We start from the raw sequence: 20033 nt of genomic DNA on the forward strand, positions 1-20033 counted from the left end.
GACGCGATGAACCGATCCACCCGAGTAGTCTACGACACGCCCGGGCGGCGGCAGGGGCCTCCGGCTACGCCCGCGAGGTGTTGCCGATCCCGTACGACGCGAAGAACGTGCCGCCGTAGAGGGCGGCCGCGACCAGGAACCCGGCCGCCATCACGTACGACGCCCACTCGTTCCCGGTGACCATCGTGCCGACGCCCGCGAGGAACGTGATCACGATGACGATGAGGCCCCACAGCGCCAGACGCTGGCCGACGCCGGCCTTGCGGGCGGCGAGGAGCAGCCGGATGCTGACCACGACCAGGCCGATCGCGACCAGGATGTGCAAGATGATGATGATGGTGTCCACGACGATCGCGAAGGTGCCCTTCGGGTCGCCGATGAGGTTGGCTGCCATCCCGAGCAGGAACTGGAGGGCCAGGGCGGACAGCGCCTCCCGCGAGCGACGGCGCAGGCTCTCGGTCGGGCTCGGCGTGGGGCGCGGTGCGGCGGACGGTGCGGCGGATTCGGACATGGTCTCCCTGCCTCGCGATGCGGCTCGCCGAGATGCGGCTCGTTGAGATGCGGCTTGTTGAGATGCGGCTCGTTGAGATGCGGCTCGGACGGGACCATTCTGCTCCCGCGGGCGTCCGCCGGTACAGAGGCGCGGCGATCAGTGTCCGTCGGCGTAGAGTGCCTGACGTGCCGACTGACGCGTCCGAGTGGTTCCTGAGCCGAGCCGAGCGGGGGAACCCGGCGTCCGCCGTGCAGGCAGGGCCCTCCGGGAGCGCGTCCTGGTCGGAGGGGAACCTGGTGCGGCCTCTCGTCCACGGCGCGGCCTACTTCGCGCGGCTGCACGAGGAGCTGTCGGCGCTGGAGCCGGGCGACAGGGTGTTCTTCACCGACTGGCGTGGCGACAAGGACGAGCTGCTGCTGCCGGGAGGCCCGACCATCGGGGAGCTGCTGGCGGACATCGCGCGGGCGGGCGTGGAGGTGCGCGGCCTGGTGTGGCGTTCCCACGGCCAGAGCGTCCGAGGGCCGATGAGCGGGTTGACGAACGCGCTGCTGGGCCGCGAGATCAACGACGCGGGCGGCGAGGTCCTGCTCGACCAGCGGGTGCGCGCCTTCGGGTCGCACCATCAGAAGCTCTTCGTCGTGCGGCACACGCACGACCCGGCCCGGGACGTCGCGTTCGTCGGCGGGATCGACCTCTGCCACAGCCGCCGGGACGACATCGGGCACGCGGGGGACCCGTAGGCGGTGGGCATCGACCCGCGGTACGGCGAACGTCCGCCCTGGCACGACGCCGCACTCGAACTGCGCGGACCGGTGGTCGGCGACCTCCTCGACACGTTCTCCGAACGCTGGGACGACCCGCACGCGCTGGACCACCGCAACCCGTACCGGATGCTCGTCCAGCGTCTCGCCGACATGCCACGGCACCCGAAGCCGCTCCCGGAGGCCGCGCCTCCGCCTCCGGTGGCGGGAACGCACGCCGTCCAGGTTCTGCGGACGTACGCACCGAAGCGACCGGCGTTCCCGTTCGCGCCGCACGGGGAGCGCAGCATCGCCCGCGCCTACCTCAAGGCCTTCGCCCGCGCACGCTCCTTCATCTACATCGAGGACCAGTTCCTCTGGTCCAGGGAGGTCGTCGCCGGGATCGCGAAGGCCCTGCAGTCGAACCCCGCGCTGCAGGTGATCGTGGCTGTGCCGCGCTATCCGGACGACGACGGCGGGATCTCGGGCCCTCCCGGGCGCCTCGCGCAACATCGGGCCGTGTCGCTGCTCCGCCGCGCTGCGCCCGACCGGGTGGGCGTCTTCGACCTCGAGAACGACGCGGGCACTCCGATCTACGTGCACGCGAAGATCTGCATCATCGACGACACCTGGATGACGTGCGGCTCCGACAACTTCAACCTGCGTTCCTGGACCAGCGACAGCGAGCTCACCTGCGCCATCGTCGGAGGGGACATCGCCCGCGACCTCCGTGCTCGGCTCTGGGCCGAGCACCTCGGCCTGGACCGGCACGACCCGCGCATCACGGACGCAGCCGACGGGCTGGCGCTCTGGACCGAGAGCAGCGACGCGCTCGACGCCTGGCACCGAACGGGAGGCCGATCGCCCCGGCCGGGCGGTCAGGCCCGACGCCACCGCATCGAAGCGGTGACGTGGCTGCAGCGTGCCTGGGCGGTACCGCTCTACCGGTTCGTCATGGACCCCGACTCGCGGCCTGGGCGGCTGCGGGGGACGGGGCGGTTCTAGGGCGGGGTATCCGGGGGCAGGCGGACGGGACCATCTCGCCGTTCACAGTGTGGTCGGGCACGGCGGACGAGCCGGTCGGCGCGGCTGCATACTGGCAGATCGAGCATCACGGGGACGCCGTGTACGAGTGCGGCTGGTTCGTGTTCGTGCGCTACCAGCGCCACGGCTACGCGCAGGCGGCCGTGCGCCTCCTGCTCGAACATGCCGCGGCCCGGGCCGACCGCGACACCGTGTTCGCCTTCCCGCGCGTCGACAACGCGGCCTCCAACGCGCTCGCCCGCTCGGTGGGGTTCGTGAACACGGGGGTCGAGGACTCCGAGTACCCGAAGGGCGTGCCGATCACGGTCAACGCGTGGGCGTTCGACCTGCGCGCGCTCCGCTGAGGGGGTTCGCCGCACCGGTAGCGTTGCCCTCATGTTCTCGAAGACCCTCGCCTCCGGCGCCCGGCTCAGCCCCCTCGAGCCCTGGATGGCGGAGGAGTTCGCCGCGCACCTCGACCGCGCCAGGGAGCACATCCGTCCGTGGGTGGGGCCGTCGTTCGTCACGGAGGACGTCGCGGGCGCCCGCGCGACGCTCGGCCGGTACGCCGAGCGCGCCGCCAGGGAGGGCGCGGGCATCTACGGCATCTGGTCGGACGGCACGCTCGTCGGCGGGGTCATGTTCGTGGACTTCGTGCCGGCGACGGGCGGTTTCGAGGTGGGCTGCTGGCTGGAGCCGGGCGCCGAAGGCCACGGCCACATCACGGGCGCAGTGCGCGAGCTGCTCGCCTACGCGTTCGACGAGCGCGGCATGCACCGGGCCGAGTGGCGCTGCCGGAGCGACAACGAGCGCAGCTCGGCCGTCGCCCGCCGCCTGGGGATGACGCTGGAGGGCGTGCTCCGGGAGGCGTGGCCCGTCGGCGGGGCGTTCCATGACAAGCAGCTGTGGTCGCTGCTCGCATCCGAGTGGGAGGGCGCCGGCGCGGCGTCGGTCTGACCGCCGCGCTCGGCCTCCGCCCCTACTTCTTCAGCGCCTGCCTGACCGCCTTCGCGTCGGCCTGCGCCTTCTTCACGGCCGCGCGCGCGGACGTCAGCGACGACTTCGCCGACGACAGCGCCGAGTGGTTGGAGTCGTAGGAGGCCGGGGTCACGGCCAGGGCCGCGGCGGCGACTCCGCTCGCGTCGTGGGACGCGGTCGACAGCTGTGCGCTCATGTCGCTGAGGTCGGACTGCAGCGCGGAGGTCGACTTCGCCTTGTCCTTGCCCGACAGCAGGCCGGCGAGGGTGGACTGCTCCTTGGTGAGCTTGGGGATCGTGGTGCCGGTGAGGCGGTCGGCATCCGCCACGAGGCGTGCCTGGGGGAGGGCGACGGCGTCCACGCGGTAGGAGGTGAAGACCTTCGTGAGGTCGGCGGCGGCCTGGGTGGTCGTGGTGTCGGCGGCGATGGCCGAGGCCGAGGACTTCATGCCGGCGAGGTCGGCGTCGAGGGTCGCGAGGATCGTGGACTTGTCGCTGGAGGTCAGGGTCGTGTCGGCGTCGACCTTCGCGATCGCCGCGGTGAGCTTGGTCTCGCGGTCGCTCGTGGCCTTCGCGCCGGCGGCCTGGAGCTGCGAGAGCGTCTTGGGGGCGTGCGAGGCGGACGGGGTCGGGGTCGGCGTCGGGGTGTCGGCGAAGGCCGGGCCGCCGATGAGGGCCGCGCACGTGATTCCCGCGGTCGCCGCCGTGATGATGCCGATGGATCGTCTGGACATGGTTCTCCCGTTCAGAGGTAAGCGGCCGGGGTTTTCCGGCTGAGTCCAGCCTCGTCGGGGAATGTTCGGGGATCGTAAAGGACGGGTTCGGGACGGGTACGCGCTCAGCGCCGCCGCACCGGCCGCACCGTCAGCGCCTCCACCATCCCGGTGCCCGGCAGGTCGACCGCCACGCGCACGGTGGCCGCGACCATCTCAGGAGTGATCGTGTACGCGGCGTCGTAGTCGTGTCCTTCGCGCGCGACGAGCGCGCGCTGCATATCCGTGTCGACCCGGCCGGGGTGGATGCTGGTGACGCGGACGCCGTTCGGGCGCTCCTCCTCGCGCAGCGCGTCGGTGAGCGCGCGCAGGGCGAACTTCGAGCCGGAGTAGACGCCGCCGCTCGCCCCGCTGCTCAGTCCCGACCCGCTGTTGATGGCGACGACAATCCCGCCGGCCTCTCGGAGCGCGGGGAGGGTCGCCCGCAGCAGCGCCGCGACCGCGAAGACGTTGACCTCGAACACGTGCCGCCAGGTCGCGTCGTCCGTCTCGGCGATGGTGCCGCCATCCTCCACGCCGGCGGACAGCACGAGCACGTCGAGCCGATCCGGGAGGGCGGGCAGTGTGTCGCCGGTCAGGTCCGCGACGAACGGCTCGGCCGACGGCAGCTCCTCCACCACCGACGCGACGCCCGCGGCATCCCGGCCGCCGACCAGGATGTGGTGAGTGCTGCCCAGCTCGACGGCGATGGCCCGGCCGATGCCGCGCGACCCTCCGGTGATCAGGGCGACGGGTCGGGAGTTCTGAGCCATGCCCCGAGCCTAGGCCAGCTGGAAGATCCGCTTCGTGACGTCGATGACGCGCTCGTCGTCCCCGTCCAGCAGTGCCGCGGACAGCTCCGTGTAGCCCTCCGCCAGCTCCCCCAGATCGGAGTCGAGCGCACGATGGGTGACGGTGACGTGATAGCTCAGCGACGGCCCGGTCTGCGCGACCACTTGCATGAACACCGGGTTCGCGCATGCCTGCACGATCGACCCGAAGTACGCCCCGGCGGCAATAGTGATGGCGGGGATGTCGCCGCTGTGATGCTGGACGGTCACGTCGCGGGCCTGCGCGGCGAGGCGCGTCCGGTCCTCGGCGGTCAGGTGCGGCAGGGCCAGGATGGTCGCGCCGGTCACGAGCACGCCGATGGTCTGGAGGGTGTCGCGCGCCTCCTCGGGCCGCGGCGCGATGACGGCGGAGTGCGACTGCGGCGCCGTCTCCACGAGGCCCTCCAGGCTGAGCGTGTGCAGCGCCTGCCGGATCGGCGTGCCGGAGACGCCGAGCCAGCCGCGCAGCTCGGCCTCGTCCAGGCGCTCGCCGGGCAGCAGCACGCCGGAGAGGATGGCCTCCTTGAGCTGCGCGTAGACGCGTTCGCGGACGAGCTCGCGGGGGGTGGTGGTGTTCTCGGGGGAGCGGGGGATCGGCATCAGTCCAGTCCCTCCCCGGCGGCCTGCGGAGCGTCGATGCGGAAGATCGCCCGCTCCGCCGCGTCCACACCGCGGGAGTCCGCCGAAGCGAGCGCCGAGCGCAGGGCGGCGTACGCCTGCGCGGCCTCCGGCCAGTCGATCCCGAGCGCGCGGTAGGCGACCCCGACGTAGAACGCACGGGCGGCGAGCGTCCGCGCGGCCAGCCGGAGCAGCACGAGGTTCGGGCACAGCGCCATCAGCCGCCCGTAGTACCGCTGGGAGGCCGCGAGCGACGCGTCGAGGTCGGCGGCCTCCAGTGCGGCGATCAGGCGGTCGACGTCCGCGACGAGGGCGTCCCGGTCGGCGTCGGTCAGGCGGTCGAGGGTGAGGTCGAGCACCCCGAGGACGAACACGCCGATGGTCTGCAGGTGCAGGACGGCGTCCTCCACCCGCGGCTCGACCACGCGGGTGTACGACTGGGCGGCGGTTTCCACGAAGCCCTCGACGGTCAGCGCGTGGAGGGCCTGCCGGATCGGCGTCTTCGACATCCCGAGCCAGGCCTGGAGCTCGGCGTCGTCCAGGCGTTCGCCGGGCCGGATCGTACCGTCGAGGATCGCCGTCCGCAGCGACTCGTACGCGCGATCACGTGCCAGCACACGCGTATGCCGGACCTCCGACACCCCCGGGACGGGCATCTCCCCCACCTTCTCTCGCGCGCACGCGCGTTTCTCCGATCGTACCGATAGGGGACGGATGGGTGGAACTAGAGCCTGGATTAAAGTTCCAATCTCGACGTATACTCGGTGCAGGAAGACGATTCCGTCCCTTTAACCCCCAGGGAGGGCCCGCCCCCAGCGGTCCCTCCGCACGACGGGCTCCCGGATTTTCGGGTGTTGGGCGCCCGTCGAGGGGTCCTGCGTTTCGGGTACGCAGGACCCCTCAAATTCTTCCGCTGCACCGGCCTGGCCGGATGGAGGAGGTTCCCGTATGGGATCCCCGGTCGACCATCCATCGCCGACGTACTTCGAGCGCCGGTTCCGCTCGCGCGACCGCGACGAGACGCAGGCGTACCTGGCCGGCCAGTACGGGCGGGTGCAGCTCGGCCGTCGTTTCTCCGGCTACGCCGAGCACGTGGTCGGCGACGGTCGCTTCCTCCTCGCAGACGCGTTGATGCTCGGCGAGCTGCGCTGCGTGGTCGACCCGGACGTGCTCCTCATCTCGACCGGCACGCCGGGCAGCGGCTGGGAGGTCGGCGAGGAGACCGGCAGCTTCGCGGCAGACCCGGTGATCTTCCAGCCGGGCGAGCAGTCCGTGCACCGGATGTCCGACCTGGAGGGTCGCGCCGTCGCGTTCCGCGTGCCCGACCTGACCCGCACCGCCCGGCTGCTCTACGCGCGGGACGACCTGGAGCTCCGCTTCGACGGTCCCCGGCCGGTCAACGCCCGTCGCGCCGCCTGCTGGCTGGCGACCCTGGAGGTCGCCAGGCGGGAGTGGAGGACGGGCGCGCTCACGAACGACACGGTTCGTGCGACCACGTACCGTCAGCTCGCCGTCGCCGCGCTGGAGACCTTCCGCTTGGTGGGGGACCGGCGCGAGCTCCGCGTGTCCGCCGAGCGCCGGGCGCGCGTGTTCCGCGTCGGCGCGCGGTACCTGCGCGACCACGCAGCGCTGCCGATCACCATCGAGGACGCGGCCCACGCCGCCGGCGCGTCCACCGGCGAGCTCGTGCTCGCCTTCCGCTCCCAGCCGGACGGCCTCGGACCCACCACCTACCTGCGGCGATCCCGGCTGAACGGCGCACGCGACCAGCTCACCAGCACGCCGATCACGGTGCGCGCGGCCGCGGAGCTGTGGGGCTTCTCGTCGGAGGCGGTCTTCGTGCGCCACTACCGCGAGGAGTACGGCGCGGACCCGGTGGGGTCCGGCGCGTAGGCGGAGGCGGAGTGGTTCCAGAGGCCGCCCCGCGTCAGCAGCTCGTGAGCTGATCGATCGCCGGTGTCAGCGCACTGGTCCCGCCGACCACGGTGACCTGCGGCGACTTGCGCTGGATGATGTCTCCGAGCGTGCGGGCGGGCACACATCCTGCAGACGCGACGAACAACGGCGACTTGGTGGAGGCCGCCCACGCGGACGCCGAGAGCGCGTCGGGGAAGTTCATCCCGGTGGCGATCAGCGCGTTCGGGATGGTCCTCGTCGCCGGATAGACGAATTCGTCGACGGCCGCCGCCGTCTCGAACCGGTCCGCTCCCGAGAGTCGCGTCGTCAGCGTGATCAGGCTGAGCTGGTACGCGACCGCGTCGGACACGGCGTTGACCCCTCCCGCGACCAGGATCCTGCTCGGTCGCAGGGTGTGGATCAGGTTGAGCGTGGGGTCGTCCACCGTTGTCGCCGAGCCGTTCACGAGAAGGAGCGGGAAGCCGAGGGATCCGGCCGCAGCGCCCGCCGCCAAGGCATCGGGGAAATTGGAGGCCGTCGCCACGAAGACGGCGGCCGCGCCGCCGTGGAAGAAGTCCTGGACGATCGTCCGCGAAGTGTCGTAGCGGTCCGCTCCGAACACCCGCGTAGTCGGAGCGATCTGGCCGAGGCGGGCGAGGACTGCGTCGGAGACGGCGTTCGGGCCGCCGACGACGACGATCCTCGCCGGCGCGAGGCTGGTGATCTCGTCGGCGACCACCTGCGGAAGCTCCTGCGGGGCGGTGAGCAGCAGCGGCCCTCCGGAGACCGCGGCCGCCGGTCCGGCCGAAAGTGCGTCGGGGTAGTTCGTCCCCGACGCGACGAAGACGATCGGTGCGGTCGTCGGGTAGTTGGCCTGCGCGATCGCGACGGAGGTCGCGAAGCGGTCGGTCGACGAGACCCGGGAGGTGCTGGTCGGCCAGATCTCGAACAGGGCGCCGTCGTCGTAGTCGAGCGTCCAGGCATTCCCCGTCGAGTCGAAGGTGACACCGCCGGCCGTCCAGCCGGTCTGCACGAGGTTCCTGAGGCTGCCGTCCGTGCCGACGGTCGCTGTGTACCTGGACCGTGTCTCGTCCGGCGAGGAGAGGGCGCCGTCGTATTGCGTCTGGTACCACAGCGTCCCGTCCGGGGCGACGGTCAGGGTGATCCGGTCGTCCAGCTGGTCCGTCAGGAACTTCGCGTACGTCCCGTCCGGTGCCACGCGCACGACGCGGTCGAGGAAGAGGAGGCCCTGGTTCGGGTCGGGAAGCTGGTCGGAGAGCCACAGGTCCCCGTTCGGCCCCAGCACCATGTTGCCGAGGGTCGTCTGCGCTGTCGCCCCGATGTCGAAGGTCGTGACGACGCCGGACGCGACCTTGCCGACGTAGGGTGCGGCCCCGCCCGCGCTCGCCGAGAACCAGATGCTGCCGTCGCCGAGCTGGATCAGATCCGTCGGTGTCTCGTTGCCGGGGAGGGCGAACGCGGTTAGCGTGTGCGAGGAGTGGATCGACGCGATGGCGCCCGACTCTGCGAGCCAGGTGGAGCCGTCAGCCGCGACCATCATGCTGCTCGCGACCCGCCCTGTCGTCAGGGTGCTCGCGGTCGCGGCGGTGGGGGAGGCCCAGCCGACCGTGTCGCCTGCCCCGAACCACAGCGTGCCGTCGGACGCGAAGGCATGCGCGGTGACTTCCGAGCCGGTGCTGAACCGGGTGATCGTCCCATCCGGCCCGATCCGCTGGACGTCGGTCGGGTAGCCGAGCTGCCAGACGGTGCCGTCCGGGCCGATGATGACCTGGCCGACGAGGGCGTCCGCGAAATCGGTGACCTGACCGTCGGCCGCGATCCTGGTCACCGTCGTGTTGCTGGAGCCGCCGGGGCCGCTCGTGTACCAGACGTCACCGTCGGGCGCGACCGCGAAATTCATCGGGTAGCGACCGCCTCCCGCCGCGAAGAACGTGGTCGAGCCGTCGGCGTGGACCTCGGTGAGGCCGTGCTCCTCCAGGCTCCAGATGTTGCCGCGCGTGTCGGCCAGCGTCCGGCTCGACACGGCGGGATCGGAGAGCGCGACCTTCCTGACCGCCGCCGCCGGCGTCGCAGGGGGCGTGGGGGCGGGCGTCGCCTGGGCCGGAACGGTGGCGACGAGACCGGTGACCGCGGCCATCCCGACCGCGACGAGGATCGACACCGAGCGCAGCGCAACGCGACTCTTCACGAGTCCGCCTCCCGTTCCGGGAGACGCACGACGTCGTGCGCGCCCCTCGCGCGCACGTGCTGCGCAGGCAGCCCGCGGATGTCAGCGGGCGATCGAGTCTATCCGCGCGCTGCACCGCACGGTCAAGGACCCGTTCGGGGGCGGCCCGGTGCTCTGGCTCAGCCCGGCTCCTCCTCCGACTCCAGCGTCTCGTCCGCGTCCACCGACGTGTCGTCGGTCTCGGTCGCCTCCATCGCCGCCTCCGCCTGAGCCCGCTCCTGGGCCTCGGCCTCGGCCTCCCGCCTGCGTTCGTGTCTGCTCATACGCTCTAGTGTCGCTCGGGAGGCCCTCCTGCGCCTACGTTGGAGGGGATGAACGCCGACACCACCATCCCCGACGCCTACTTCGTGCAGCGGAGCGAGAGCGTCTTCACCCCCACCCCGCACGCCGGCGGCGCGTGGGCCGACGACGAGATGCACTTCAGCCCGCTCGGCGGCCTGATCACGCACGCGATCCTGCGCCACGCGGCCGAGGCGAGCGCCTCGCTGCAGCTCGCCCGGATCAGCTTCGACATCCTCGGCTTCCTCGCCCTGGACGAGGTGGAGCTCTCGGTCGAGACGATCCGCCCCGGCCGCACCATCGAGCTTGTGGAGGCCACGGCCGTCATCCGCGGCCGCACCGCCGTGAAGGCGCGTGCTTGGCTGCTGGCCGACTTCGACACCGCCGAGGTGGCCGGTGGCGCCGCCGGGCCGCTGCCGTCGCCCGAGTCGGCGACCCCGTGGTCGATGATGGAGGCCTGGCAGGGCGGCTACGTGGCCTCCCTCGACACCCGGGCCGTGCACTCCCCGGAGGCGGGCCGCGCGACAGTCTGGCTATCGACAGGCTGCGAGCTCATCGAGGGCGTGGACGTCGATCCCGTGACGGCGTGGATCATGCTGGTCGACACCGCGAACGGCGTCGCGGTACGCGAGCACCCGACGCGGTGGATGTTCCCGAACGTGGACCTCACCATCCACCTGCACCGGGCGCCGAGCGGCGGCTGGCTCGGTTTGGACACGGAGGTCGTGTTCGGGACGACGGGCCTCGGGGTCACGCGCTCGGTGCTGCACGACCTGGCGGGGGCGGTGGGGTTCGCGGAGCAGTCGCTGACGGTGCGGCGGTTGACGGAGTAGGGACTGGCGGCCCGCTGGGTCAGTAGCTCAGCCAGAGCTTGTCGACCGGGATGACGTGGAGGCGGTCCTCGTAGCTGTAGGAACGCTCCCCGAGATAGAGGGCCACTCCGGCGACGAAACGGTCTCCCAGCCGATCCCGCAGGCGTCGGAGGGGGTTCAAGTCGGTTCCAGCCACTCGCCGGCCTGCCTTCACCTCGATAGCCACGACACTGCCGTCATGGAGTTCGGCGACGAAATCGACTTCGTCGCCGTCGTAGGTGCGCCAATGTCCTGTTCCAGCGATGCCGTCCATCCAGCTGGTCTGCCGACCGACTTCCCCTACGACGAACGTCTCCAAGAGATGGCCGAACTCGGTGAGTGCCGTGGCGTCGCGCCGAGCCAATCGGTCGGCACTCAGCCGCAGAAGGTGCGCCGCGACGCCGGAGTCGACGACGTGGATCTTGGGTCGGTTGCTGGTGCGAGCGGTCAGAGTCGTTCCCCACGCGGGCAGCAAGTGGACGAGGAAGACCGCTTCGAGGATGCGTGTGTAGCTCTCGACGCTGGGGGCGGACAGGCCGATATCGGCACCCGCGTCCGTGAGGCTCAGAACTTGGGCGGTCTGACCGGCCAGGCGAGCGAGGAGGCGGGGGAGGACGGTGGCCTGCCGGAGCTTGCCGAGTTCCTGGGCATCCCTTTCCAGCGTGAGCCGCACGTAGCTTTCGAACCATCGTGAACGGGACGCAGGAGTCGGCCGCTCGATCGCCAACGGGAACCCGCCCCGGACGATCCTCTGGATGTAATCGTCACGAGAGGTCGAGGACGAAGCGCTCGTGATGAGCGATTCGGGATGACCGAACAGCTGTTCGACGAAGATGTTCTCGGTGCCGTCGATCTCCGTCTGGGTGAACGGTTGGATCGCGACTCGGTCGAGGCGCCCGGTCAATGACTGAGCAGCTTGCGGGAGTGCCTCATAGCGCGTCGAGCCGGCCAGGAGGAAGCGTCCAGGGGAGGTCGCGCGATTCAGTTCGGCTTTGATGGCGTCGAGAATGGCCGGAACCTTCTGGTATTCGTCGATGCACACGGGCGGCTCGCCCGTCAGGAACAACGCTGGATCGGAGGAGATCGCGTCGCGTGTTGCGAGGTCGTCGAGATCGAGGATGGTCGAGCCGGCGGTTGTGGCCAACTCACGGAGCGCGGTCGATTTGCCGACACTTCTCGGACCCTCGAGGAGGACGACCGGGTCTTCGGCGAGGCGTCGGAGTGCAACGCGGAGGGCTCGTCGATTCAGCAAGGAGCTCTCTGCGGTCGACATGGGTCGAGTGTAGTCTGTTTCAGATTTTCGAGCCATTCTATTTTCGATTTTCGAGCCAATCTATTTGGGTTTTTCGAGGCTCACTGTTTGAGATTTTCGATGGGCCTTGCTCGGGGTCTTCGAGTATGGCTGGGAGGTTCGCGGCCGCGGTGGAGAATCACCCCTTGACGCCACACTTGTTTTTTGCAAGTATCGACACCATCAACAGCGGACCATGACAAGGGAGACCACGATGACCGCCATGTTCGTCAACCTGCCCGTGACCGATCTGGAGCGCGCCAAGGCGTTCTACTCGGCCGTCGGATTCACCATCAACCCGCTCTTCACCGACCACAACGCCGCCTGCGTCGTCGTCGAGGAGGACCACAACTACTTCATGATCGTCACGCGCGACTTCTTCCAGAGCTTCACCGACCTCCCGGTCGGCGAGCCCACGAAGAACGTTTCGGCCTCTACCTCCGTCATGCTCGACAGCCGGGAGATCGTCGACGCGACGGTCGCGGACGGGCTGGCAGCGGGCGGCACGGAGACCAAGGAGCCCGCAGACTACGGCTTCATGTACCAGCGCCAGCTCACCGACCCGGACGGCAACATCCTGGAGTTCGGCTGGATGGACCCGGTCGCCGCCGCCAAGGGCCCCGAGGCGTACCTGAGCCAGCAGGCCTGAGGTCGATGGTCGCGCGCGACTACGGGCAGTACGACGGGATCACCCAGGCCCTGGAGCTGGTGGGGGAGCGCTGGGCGCTGCTGATCGTCCGCGACCTGCTCGTCGGGTCGCGCCGCTACGGCGAGCTCGCCGCGGGGCTTCCCCGCATCCCGAGCAACATCCTGGCGGCGCGGCTCAAGGAGCTTCAGGCGGCCGGCATCATCCGCCGGGCGCCGCGCTCGCGCATCATCCTCTACGAGCTCACGCCGTACGGGAGGGAGCTCGAACCGGTCGTGCTCGCGTTCGGCGCCTGGGGGTTCAAGGCGCTGGGCGATCCGCGCGACGAGCAGATCATCACCCCGGACTCGATGACGATGTCGCTGCGCACGGCGTTCCAGCCGCAGGTCGCGGCGGAGCTTCCGGCCACGGCCTACGGGGCGCGGTTCGGCGACGACGGGCTGCTCATCCACGTGGAGGGGCCGCGCCTGGTCGTCGCCCGCGGCGACGGGCCGGCCGACCTGGCGTTCGCGAGCGGGCCCGGCATCCGCCGCCTCATCTCGGGGGAGCTCACGCCGGAGGCCGCGATCGACGCCGGGGTGGTGGAGGTCCTCCGCGGCCCCCGCACGCTCCTCACGCGCTTCGCCACCACCTTCCACCTCGCCGCCTGACCCCTCGGCGGGAAGGCGTCAGCGGAGGACGCGGTAGCCGAGCAGGAGGTAGCCGGTGGAGGACACGGCGCTCGCGATGGTCTCGAACCGCAGCGCGGGCACGCCCTCCAGCAGCCGCCGCCCGCCCTCGGCGACGCCGGGCGCGATCACCAGCCGCAGCTCGTCCACGACGCCTCCGGCTAGCAGGGCCTGGGCGACCGAGATGCTGGCGTGCACGCCGATGTCGCCGCCGTCGCCCTCCTTCAGCCGTCGCGCGAACTCCACGATGTCGCCGTCCACCGCCTCCGCGCCGGACCACGCGGGCCCCAGCGGCGCCGACGTCGCGACGTACTTGGTCACCCCGTTGATGAAGTCCGAGAACGGCTGGATGTCCTTGCCCGGCCAGAACCGCGCCCACTCGTCGTAGCTGCGGCGGCCGAGGATGACGGCGTCCTGCGACCCGATCACCGTGCCCAGGTTGGCGTCCATGTCCTCGTCCCAGTCCGGGATGAACGCGTCAGGATCCTCCGCCACCCCATCGAGCGACACCAGCTCGTAGACCACGATCTTCCGCATGCGCACCCTCCTGTCGAACGGGGCACTGTGCAGCGCCCCGCGCATCCGCTTGTATAGAAGGTAGGCCGACCGAGAGGATCCGCAATGACCGACCCCGTCGTCTCGTACGATCTGCTCACCACCCAGCTGCTGCAGGACCCCGACCTCGACGTGTCGGATACCGCCGCCGGCCTGCACGTGCGCGGGACACTGTTCGCCTACCTCGACGACGGCGAGCTCGTCGTCGACCTGCCGGAGGCGCGCGCCGGCGACCTCGTCGGGCGGGAGGTGGCCGCGCCGGTCGCGGCCGGACGAGCGGAGGCGAAGGGGGCCTGGGTCAGCGTCGCCGACCCGGAGGACTGGCCCGAGCTGGCCGCGGAGGCGCACCAGTTCGTCGGCGAGCCCGCGGTGGGCATGGACTCCTGAACCGGGTCGCTCAGGCCGCGCGGCGCCGGCGTGCGCGTCGACCCGGCTGCTGCCGCGCGCTGGCCAATTCGGTGACCTGCGCCGAGGCGCTCCGCACGGCCGCGCCGCGCGCCTCGGCCAGCACGAGCGGCACGCAGGCACGCTCCCGCACCCAGACGGCGGTTCGGTTCAGCGGCGGACGGCTCACGTCGTGAGACGGTAGCGGGACGACGACGGGAGGTCAACCCGTCCGGCCGCGATTTCACCTTCGCTTAACCCGCGGCTCAGGCCAGGAACGCCTCCACCCGGTCGGGCCAGGTGTCCGCGTCCGCGGCGGTCTCGGCGAAGAAGAGCTCCGATCCGGCGATCAGTTCGTGCAGTCGCTCCGCGCTCGACAGCGGGTGGCCAGGATCCCCCGCCCACGGGAGCAGGAGCACCGGCATCCGCAGCGCGGCCACCTGCTCCGGGCTCGGCAGGTCGGACAGCGCCGCTCCGCGCAGCACGGCCGGCGCGGTGGTGGGCTGGAGCTGCGGTTCCAGGGTGAGCCCGCGTTCGGCCAGCACCGGCGGCATCGCCAGCGTGGAGGCCGCCATCAGCTCCAGCAGTGCGTCCCAGCCCTGCGCCTCCAGCAGGTCGGCCATCTGCCCGTAGATGCCCGCCTGCGCCGCGCGCGTCTCCCACGCGGTCGGCGGAAGCGCGAGCACGAGGCGGCGGAAGCGCTCCGGATGCCGGACCGCGGCGGTGAGGATCGTGCCGGTTCCCATCGAGATGCCCACCGCGTCCACCGGCTCGGTCGCGCCCACGGCGTCGAGCAGCGCCAGCAGGTCGTCGGCGAGCGCCGTCCAGCGGTAGCGCTCGGGGTCGTCCGGCCCGGCGGAGCGGCCGTGGCCGGCGGCGTCGTAGCGGACCAGGCGTCGGCCGCGCGCGGCGAGCGGCCGCAGGTCGAGAAGCGCCAGTTCGGCGTCGCGGCTGGAGGTGAGCCCGTGCGCCTGCAGGACGGTCGGGCCGTCGCCCGCGACGTCGTAGCTCAGGGTCGCACCCGCCCGGGTGAGTGTGAGGTCGGACATGGCCGCTCCTTCCTGCGCGCGCCCGGTTCGGCGGGGCGCGTCGGTGGTCATGCTAATCCCGGGCGCCGACGCCGCCAGTGGTGCGGCGGCCTCCCGCGCGCCGCACAATGTACGCATGCAGCAGCGCATCAGCAGGCTGACGACCGAGGGCGGCGTCGAGCTGGCGATCGCGACCGCCGGGGCCGGCCGCCCGCTGCTGTACGTGTCGGGGTGGGTGAGCCACCTGCAGCTGAGCTGGGAGATCCCGGAGGAGCGCGCCTACCTGGAGGGTCTCGCGCAGGGCTGTCTGCTGGTGCGGTACGACCGCGCGGGGTGCGGCCTGTCCTCCCCGTCGGACCGGCCGCCGTCGCTCGCGTTCGAGCTGGAGGAGCTGGATGCCGTCGCCGCGGGGGTCGGCCCGGCACCGTTCGACCTGATGGGGTCGTCGATGGGCGCGCCGATCGCGGTGGCGTGGGCGGCGGAGCACCCGGAACGGGTCAGGCGGCTGGTGCTCTACGGCGGCTGGCGGTCGGGCGCCGAGCTGTCGCCCCCGAGCGCACGGGATCACATCCTCGCGCTGGTGGAGTCGCACTGGGGCCTCGGCTCCGACGTCCTCACCGACATCTTCGCGCCGGACGCCCACGCCACGACGCGCGAGGAGTTCGGACGGTATCAGCGCGCCTCGTCGGACGCCGCGACCGCCCGTGCTCTGCTGGACCTCAGCTACCGGCTCGACGTGGGCGACCTCCTCGCCGGGGTGCGCGCTCCGACGCTGGTCGTGCATCGCGACCGCGACCGCGCGGCGCCGGTGTCGCAGGCGAGAGCGCTGGCGGCGGGCATCCCCGGCGCGGAGCTCGTGGTGCTCCCCGGCCGGTCGCACCTGCCGTACGCCGGGGACGCCCACGCGCTGGTCGCGACCGTGCGCCGCTTCCTCGGCCTGCGGGCGTCGCGACGCGGCGCGGGGACGCTCACCGAGCGGCAGACGGAGGTCGCGGCGCTGATCGCCGACGGCCGCACGAACCGGGAGATCGCCGACCGCCTCGGCATCGACGAGCGGTCGGCGGAGGGGCACGTCGAGCGCATCCGGCTGCGGCTGGGCTTCCGGTCGCGCGCGCAGGTGGCCGCCTGGTACGCGGCGCAGCGGGAGGGCGGTGCGCGCCGCTGAAGTGGGGTAGTTCCCCGCCTGGATCGGCGCGCGGGGTCGTGGAGGCTGACCTCCATGACCCGAACCATCAGCGCCCCTCCGGCGCAACCCGCCACCGTCGGCTTCGAGCAGCACGCCCTCCGCGGCCCGTTCAACGCGGCCTTCTTCCGCGTCATGGACCCGTACATCGAGCGGAAGCTCCGTCCGCACAAGCGGCGCGCGTTCGCGGACCTCCCGGCGGAGGTCGTCGAGCTCGGCCCCGGCGTCGGCGCGAACCTCCGCCACCTCCCGCGCGGCGCCACCCTGATCGCGATGGAGCCGAACCGCCACATGCACGCCCGGCTGCGCGCCGCGGCGGACCGCGCGGGCGTGCGCCTCGACCTCCGCGAGCGCCTGGCCGAGAGCACCGGCCTGGCGGACCACAGCGTCGACACCGTGATCTCGTCGCTCGTGCTCTGCACCGTGCAGGACCCGGACGCCGTCCTCGCCGAGGTCCGCCGCATCCTGCGCCCGGGCGGGACCTACCGGTTCGTGGAGCACGTCGCCGCGCCGGACGGGACCCCGACCCGGCGGGTTCAGCGACTCCTGCGCCGGCCGTGGGCGTGGACGTTCGAGGGCTGCTCGTGCGAACGCGACCTGGAGGGCGCCCTCCGCGCGGCAGGCTTCGCCACTGTCGATGTGGAGCGCTACCGCATCCGCACGCCGTTCCTGCCGTTCAATACGCAGATCGCGGGGGTGGCGGTCACGCGAAGCGGTGTGGATAACGCGGCGTGGTTCGTTCGACACCGGTAGTATTTCTGTCAGGGCATCGGCGGAGGGAGCCATCGTGGACGAGTTGCTCATGACCCCCATCTACGCGCAGGCGGAGGCCGCTGACATCATCAGGATGCCGCGGTCCACGTTCAATCACTGGGCGGCCGGCTACACGACGACATCGGGAAACCGCAAGCCACCATTCATCACGGTGGACCGTCCGGGGCGGGGATATACGGTGCCGTTCATCGGCCTGGCTGAGGCCTGGATCGTGAAGGCGTTCGCTCAAGCGGGCGTACCCATGGGGCGGATCCGGCCGGCGCTGGAGCAGCTCCGTAGTCAGATCGGTGTGGAGCACGCTCTTGCGAGCGATCGACTGAAGACGGACGGCGCAGAAATCCTCTGGGATCTGCGACAGCGGGACGCAGCGTTCGACGATAACCGCCTGGTCGTCGTCCGCAATGGCGACGCAACATTCGGCGAGATCGTGCGCGAGCACCTGAAGCGCGTCGACTATCGGGACGGGTTCGTCGGTCAGCTCCGGATTCCACGAGTCGACGGCGCGGATATCACTGTTGACCCGCAGATCAACTTCGGCCAACCCACGCTTACGCAATACGGGATCCGTGTCGATGACATCCTTGATCGGATCGCGGCCGGCGAGACGATGGAAGAAGTCGCTGCCGACTTCGACCTTCCCAACGCGACCGTCGAGCGCCTCGCACTCGCGGCCGCATAGGCGGCATAAGTGGCAGAGCTTCGGTTCTTCACCGATCGGAGCCTTGGCGATCATCACGTGCCTGGTGCCCTCCGCGCTGCCGGATGGGCGGTCGTGAGCATGCGCGAGCGGTACGGTCCCATTGCAGCGCAACAGCTCGCCGACATCGATTGGATCCACGAAGCGACCGGTGAGGGCGAGGTGCTTCTGACCGGCGACAAGGCGATCGCGAAGCGACCCCTGGAAGCCAGGGCTGTTCTCGCGGCCGGAGCCCGTGTCTTCGCGCTAGGGAGCAGCCAACTCACGGGTGCCGCCAAAGCGGGTCGGCTCCTGGGCCACGAGCGGGCAATTTTCAGGCGCGCCCACTCGCAGCCCGGACCATACATCGCCAGTGTGACCGGACAGGGGCTTCAGATACTCAAGTTGCTCGGGTAGCGCGGTCACGCCACCCGTGCCCTCCGGAACGCGACCCCCGACGTGATCCCCAGCACCACGATCCCGATCGCCTCGATGATGACGGTCTCCGGGACGAGGGTGAACGTCCAGACCTCCCTGATGCCGAACAGGCCGACCGTCAGCGCCAGCAGGAGGGCGGCCAGGCTGGCGATCACGAACAGCAGGCTGAGCGTGGTGGCGAGCCGCAGCCACGCGCCACGCAGCACCAGCATCCCGATCGCCAGCACGATGGCGGCGATGGAGTTGAGGACGAACAGCACGCCGAGCAGGCCGCCGACGCCGTCGAAGATCAGGAAGAGATGGATCCCGCCGATCAGCACGAGCACGATCGCGCTCAGGATGCGCATGAGCCACAGGGGCCCCTGGCTGCTCTCGGTCATGGCACTACCCGCTTCCGTCTCCTGGCCTCCACCGCTGAAGGCCTCACAAGGAACACGAACGAGCCTCAGTATCGGTTCAATCGGCGGCGCAGGGCTAGCATCGCAACCATGCCTCACGCGTCGGACCGGAGCCCGGGCACCGTGCGCGAGGCGGCGGGCGGGCTCGTCGCGCTGACGGTCGCGACCTTCCTCGCGGTGACGACGGAGATGCTGCCGGTCGGGTTGCTGCCGGCGATCGGCGGCGACATGCGGGTGTCCGACTCGGTAGCCGGGCTGCTGGTCACGGTCTACGCGTTCATGGTCGCCGTGCTGGCGGTGCCGCTGACGCTGTCGACCTCCCGGTTCTCGCGCAAAGCGCTGCTGCAGGCGACCCTCGTGGCGTACACGGTGAGCAACCTCGTCGTCGCGCTGGCTCCGAACTTCGGCGTGCTTGCCGCGGGGCGCGCCTTCGGCGGGATCGCGCACGCGCTGTTCTTCTCGGTCAGCATCGGGTACGCGTCCCGGCTGGTGACCTCCGCGTTCACCGGGCGCGCGCTGGCCCTGGTCACGGCGGGAGCCTCGGCCGGGTTCGTGCTCGGCGTGCCGCTGTCGACCTCCCTCGGCACGGCGCTCGGCTGGCGGGCAGCGTTCGGCGTGCTGGCAGGGGTGTGCGCGATCACGGTCGTCGTCGTGGCGGTGCTGCTGCCGGCGGTCCCGGGAGGCGGGACAGAGCACACCGGGCACGGCTTGGGCGCTCGGCGCGTGCGGCTGGGGATCGTGTCGACGGCGAACGCGGTCGTGTACCTGGGGCAGTTCACCGTCTACACGTTCGTGTCGGTGATCCTCCTCGCGGTCGGGCTCCCCGCCGCGGGGGTCGGCCCTGTGCTGCTCGGGATCGGCGCGGTCGGGCTCGCCGGGACGTGGTTCGCGGCGGCCACCCTCGACCGGAGGCCGCGCGCGACCGTGCTGACGCTGCTCGGCGCGATAACGGTCGGACTGGTCGGAGTGGGGATCGCGTTCCCGGCGCTCGCGGGCGTGCTCGTGGCCGCGGTGGTGTGGGGCGCGGGTTTCGGCGGGGTGGCGTCGGTGTTCCAGACGGCGGCCATCCGCACGCGCGGCGCGACCCCGGAGGTCATCGGGGCGCTCGTGAACTCGACAGCGAACATCGGGATCGGGGGAGGCGCGGCGGTCGGGGCCGCGGTCCTGGCAGGGCCGGGGCTGGGGTGGCTGCCTTTCGCAGGGGCGGCGCTGGTGGTCGTCGGGCTCGTCGTCATCCTGATGGCGCGGCGGTCGTTCCCATCGTCGCCGGGGGAGTGAGCGGCGG

General features: G+C 71.2%; 26 protein-coding genes. 14 read left to right on the forward strand and 12 right to left on the reverse strand.

Annotated elements, in window-relative coordinates; genetic code table 11:
* Positions 1 to 64: 64 nt before the first annotated feature.
* On the reverse strand, positions 65 to 511 hold the full coding sequence (locus ACFQ9V_RS05940) for a hypothetical protein (RefSeq protein WP_382458247.1): 447 nt from the start codon (positions 509 to 511) through the stop codon (positions 65 to 67).
* Between the two features lie 167 nt (positions 512 to 678).
* Between ACFQ9V_RS05940 and ACFQ9V_RS05945 the strand changes: the two genes are divergently transcribed.
* Genes ACFQ9V_RS05945 through ACFQ9V_RS05960 form a run of 4 tightly spaced genes read left to right on the forward strand, consistent with a single transcriptional unit; the run spans position 679 to position 3213 of the window.
* Positions 679 to 1233 carry a hypothetical protein gene (locus ACFQ9V_RS05945; protein ID WP_382458248.1) on the forward strand — a complete coding sequence of 185 codons (555 nt, stop codon included), beginning with the start codon at positions 679 to 681 and terminating at the stop codon, positions 1231 to 1233.
* Between the two features lie 3 nt (positions 1234 to 1236).
* On the forward strand, positions 1237 to 2238 hold the full coding sequence (locus ACFQ9V_RS05950; RefSeq protein WP_382458249.1) for a phospholipase D-like domain-containing protein: 1002 nt from the start codon (positions 1237 to 1239) through the stop codon (positions 2236 to 2238).
* A 47-nt stretch (positions 2239 to 2285) separates the two neighbouring features.
* The gene (locus tag ACFQ9V_RS05955) at positions 2286 to 2621 is read left to right on the forward strand and encodes a GNAT family N-acetyltransferase (RefSeq protein WP_382458250.1); all 336 of its coding nucleotides are present in this window, start codon (positions 2286 to 2288) and stop codon (positions 2619 to 2621) included.
* A 31-nt stretch (positions 2622 to 2652) separates the two neighbouring features.
* Positions 2653 to 3213 (forward strand): GNAT family N-acetyltransferase, encoded by a 561-nt coding sequence (locus ACFQ9V_RS05960; protein ID WP_382458251.1) that lies wholly within the window; start codon positions 2653 to 2655, stop codon positions 3211 to 3213.
* Positions 3214 to 3235: 22 nt separating this feature from the next.
* On the opposite strand, the gene ACFQ9V_RS05965 is transcribed toward ACFQ9V_RS05960, so the two are convergent.
* The 4 genes from ACFQ9V_RS05965 to ACFQ9V_RS05980 all read right to left on the reverse strand — a co-directional run bounded on the left by ACFQ9V_RS05965 (position 3236) and on the right by ACFQ9V_RS05980 (position 6089).
* Positions 3236 to 3967: a hypothetical protein gene (locus tag ACFQ9V_RS05965; RefSeq protein ID WP_382458252.1), complete on the reverse strand. Its 732-nt coding sequence runs from the start codon at positions 3965 to 3967 to the stop codon at positions 3236 to 3238.
* A gap of 104 nt (positions 3968 to 4071) precedes the next feature.
* A complete protein-coding gene (locus tag ACFQ9V_RS05970) occupies positions 4072 to 4758 on the reverse strand; it encodes an SDR family oxidoreductase (protein WP_382458253.1) in 687 nt (228 codons plus the stop codon).
* 9 nt (positions 4759 to 4767) lie between these two features.
* Entirely contained in the window at positions 4768 to 5415 is a 648-nt protein-coding gene (locus tag ACFQ9V_RS05975) for a GntR family transcriptional regulator (protein ID WP_382458254.1), read from the reverse strand.
* Positions 5415 to 6089, reverse strand: a complete 675-nt coding sequence (locus ACFQ9V_RS05980; protein WP_382458255.1) for a GntR family transcriptional regulator — start codon at positions 6087 to 6089, stop codon at positions 5415 to 5417. Before ACFQ9V_RS05980 ends, ACFQ9V_RS05975 begins: the two co-directional genes overlap by 1 nt.
* A gap of 292 nt (positions 6090 to 6381) precedes the next feature.
* On the opposite strand from ACFQ9V_RS05980, the gene ACFQ9V_RS05985 reads away from it, so the two are divergent.
* A complete protein-coding gene (locus tag ACFQ9V_RS05985; protein WP_382458256.1) occupies positions 6382 to 7326 on the forward strand; it encodes a helix-turn-helix domain-containing protein in 945 nt (314 codons plus the stop codon).
* Positions 7327 to 7360: 34 nt separating this feature from the next.
* Here the strand turns inward: ACFQ9V_RS05985 and ACFQ9V_RS05990 are convergent, their stop codons facing one another.
* Both ACFQ9V_RS05990 and ACFQ9V_RS05995 read right to left on the reverse strand, forming a co-directional pair.
* Positions 7361 to 9538 (reverse strand): cell wall-binding repeat-containing protein, encoded by a 2178-nt coding sequence (locus ACFQ9V_RS05990; protein WP_382458257.1) that lies wholly within the window; start codon positions 9536 to 9538, stop codon positions 7361 to 7363.
* A 158-nt stretch (positions 9539 to 9696) separates the two neighbouring features.
* Positions 9697 to 9840, reverse strand: coding sequence for a hypothetical protein (locus ACFQ9V_RS05995; protein WP_382458258.1), 144 nt, complete (start codon positions 9838 to 9840; stop codon positions 9697 to 9699).
* 48 nt (positions 9841 to 9888) lie between these two features.
* Here ACFQ9V_RS05995 and ACFQ9V_RS06000 point away from each other — a divergent pair, with 48 nt between their 5' ends.
* Entirely contained in the window at positions 9889 to 10689 is an 801-nt protein-coding gene (locus ACFQ9V_RS06000; RefSeq protein WP_382458259.1) for a thioesterase family protein, read from the forward strand.
* 19 nt (positions 10690 to 10708) lie between these two features.
* Here ACFQ9V_RS06000 and ACFQ9V_RS06005 read toward each other — a convergent pair whose 3' ends face one another.
* Entirely contained in the window at positions 10709 to 11980 is a 1272-nt protein-coding gene (locus ACFQ9V_RS06005; RefSeq protein ID WP_382458260.1) for an ATP-binding protein, read from the reverse strand.
* Positions 11981 to 12212: 232 nt separating this feature from the next.
* Here ACFQ9V_RS06005 and ACFQ9V_RS06010 point away from each other — a divergent pair, with 232 nt between their 5' ends.
* Both ACFQ9V_RS06010 and ACFQ9V_RS06015 read left to right on the forward strand, forming a co-directional pair.
* Positions 12213 to 12647, forward strand: coding sequence for a VOC family protein (locus tag ACFQ9V_RS06010; RefSeq protein WP_370055785.1), 435 nt, complete (start codon positions 12213 to 12215; stop codon positions 12645 to 12647).
* 5 nt (positions 12648 to 12652) lie between these two features.
* Positions 12653 to 13294, forward strand: a complete 642-nt coding sequence (locus tag ACFQ9V_RS06015) for a winged helix-turn-helix transcriptional regulator (protein WP_382458261.1) — start codon at positions 12653 to 12655, stop codon at positions 13292 to 13294.
* A gap of 18 nt (positions 13295 to 13312) precedes the next feature.
* Here ACFQ9V_RS06015 and ACFQ9V_RS06020 read toward each other — a convergent pair whose 3' ends face one another.
* On the reverse strand, positions 13313 to 13849 hold the full coding sequence (locus ACFQ9V_RS06020) for a dihydrofolate reductase family protein (RefSeq protein WP_382458262.1): 537 nt from the start codon (positions 13847 to 13849) through the stop codon (positions 13313 to 13315).
* An 84-nt stretch (positions 13850 to 13933) separates the two neighbouring features.
* On the opposite strand from ACFQ9V_RS06020, the gene ACFQ9V_RS06025 reads away from it, so the two are divergent.
* Complete coding sequence (locus ACFQ9V_RS06025) at positions 13934 to 14254, forward strand: hypothetical protein (RefSeq protein WP_382458263.1); 321 nt, start codon at positions 13934 to 13936, stop codon at positions 14252 to 14254.
* Between the two features lie 10 nt (positions 14255 to 14264).
* Here the strand turns inward: ACFQ9V_RS06025 and ACFQ9V_RS06030 are convergent, their stop codons facing one another.
* A complete protein-coding gene (locus tag ACFQ9V_RS06030; RefSeq protein ID WP_382458264.1) occupies positions 14265 to 14441 on the reverse strand; it encodes a hypothetical protein in 177 nt (58 codons plus the stop codon).
* A 76-nt stretch (positions 14442 to 14517) separates the two neighbouring features.
* Complete coding sequence (locus ACFQ9V_RS06035) at positions 14518 to 15300, reverse strand: alpha/beta fold hydrolase (protein WP_382458265.1); 783 nt, start codon at positions 15298 to 15300, stop codon at positions 14518 to 14520.
* A 115-nt stretch (positions 15301 to 15415) separates the two neighbouring features.
* On the opposite strand from ACFQ9V_RS06035, the gene ACFQ9V_RS06040 reads away from it, so the two are divergent.
* From ACFQ9V_RS06040 to ACFQ9V_RS06055, 4 genes are read left to right on the forward strand one after another with little or no spacing between them, the layout of a single operon-like run.
* Positions 15416 to 16444 (forward strand): alpha/beta fold hydrolase, encoded by a 1029-nt coding sequence (locus ACFQ9V_RS06040; protein ID WP_382458266.1) that lies wholly within the window; start codon positions 15416 to 15418, stop codon positions 16442 to 16444.
* Between the two features lie 54 nt (positions 16445 to 16498).
* Positions 16499 to 17215, forward strand: coding sequence for a class I SAM-dependent methyltransferase (locus ACFQ9V_RS06045; RefSeq protein WP_382458267.1), 717 nt, complete (start codon positions 16499 to 16501; stop codon positions 17213 to 17215).
* Between the two features lie 49 nt (positions 17216 to 17264).
* Entirely contained in the window at positions 17265 to 17915 is a 651-nt protein-coding gene (locus ACFQ9V_RS06050; protein WP_382458268.1) for a DUF433 domain-containing protein, read from the forward strand.
* Positions 17916 to 17924: 9 nt separating this feature from the next.
* Positions 17925 to 18329, forward strand: a complete 405-nt coding sequence (locus ACFQ9V_RS06055; RefSeq protein WP_382458269.1) for a hypothetical protein — start codon at positions 17925 to 17927, stop codon at positions 18327 to 18329.
* A 5-nt stretch (positions 18330 to 18334) separates the two neighbouring features.
* On the opposite strand, the gene ACFQ9V_RS06060 is transcribed toward ACFQ9V_RS06055, so the two are convergent.
* Positions 18335 to 18730 carry a hypothetical protein gene (locus tag ACFQ9V_RS06060; RefSeq protein WP_370055793.1) on the reverse strand — a complete coding sequence of 132 codons (396 nt, stop codon included), beginning with the start codon at positions 18728 to 18730 and terminating at the stop codon, positions 18335 to 18337.
* Positions 18731 to 18838: 108 nt separating this feature from the next.
* Here ACFQ9V_RS06060 and ACFQ9V_RS06065 point away from each other — a divergent pair, with 108 nt between their 5' ends.
* Positions 18839 to 20026, forward strand: coding sequence for an MFS transporter (locus ACFQ9V_RS06065; protein ID WP_382458270.1), 1188 nt, complete (start codon positions 18839 to 18841; stop codon positions 20024 to 20026).
* Positions 20027 to 20033: the final 7 nt, after the last annotated feature.

Origin of the sequence: Leifsonia sp. NPDC056665, assembly GCF_042791795.1 — a bacterium.
Classification (GTDB): domain Bacteria; phylum Actinomycetota; class Actinomycetes; order Actinomycetales; family Microbacteriaceae; genus Leifsonia.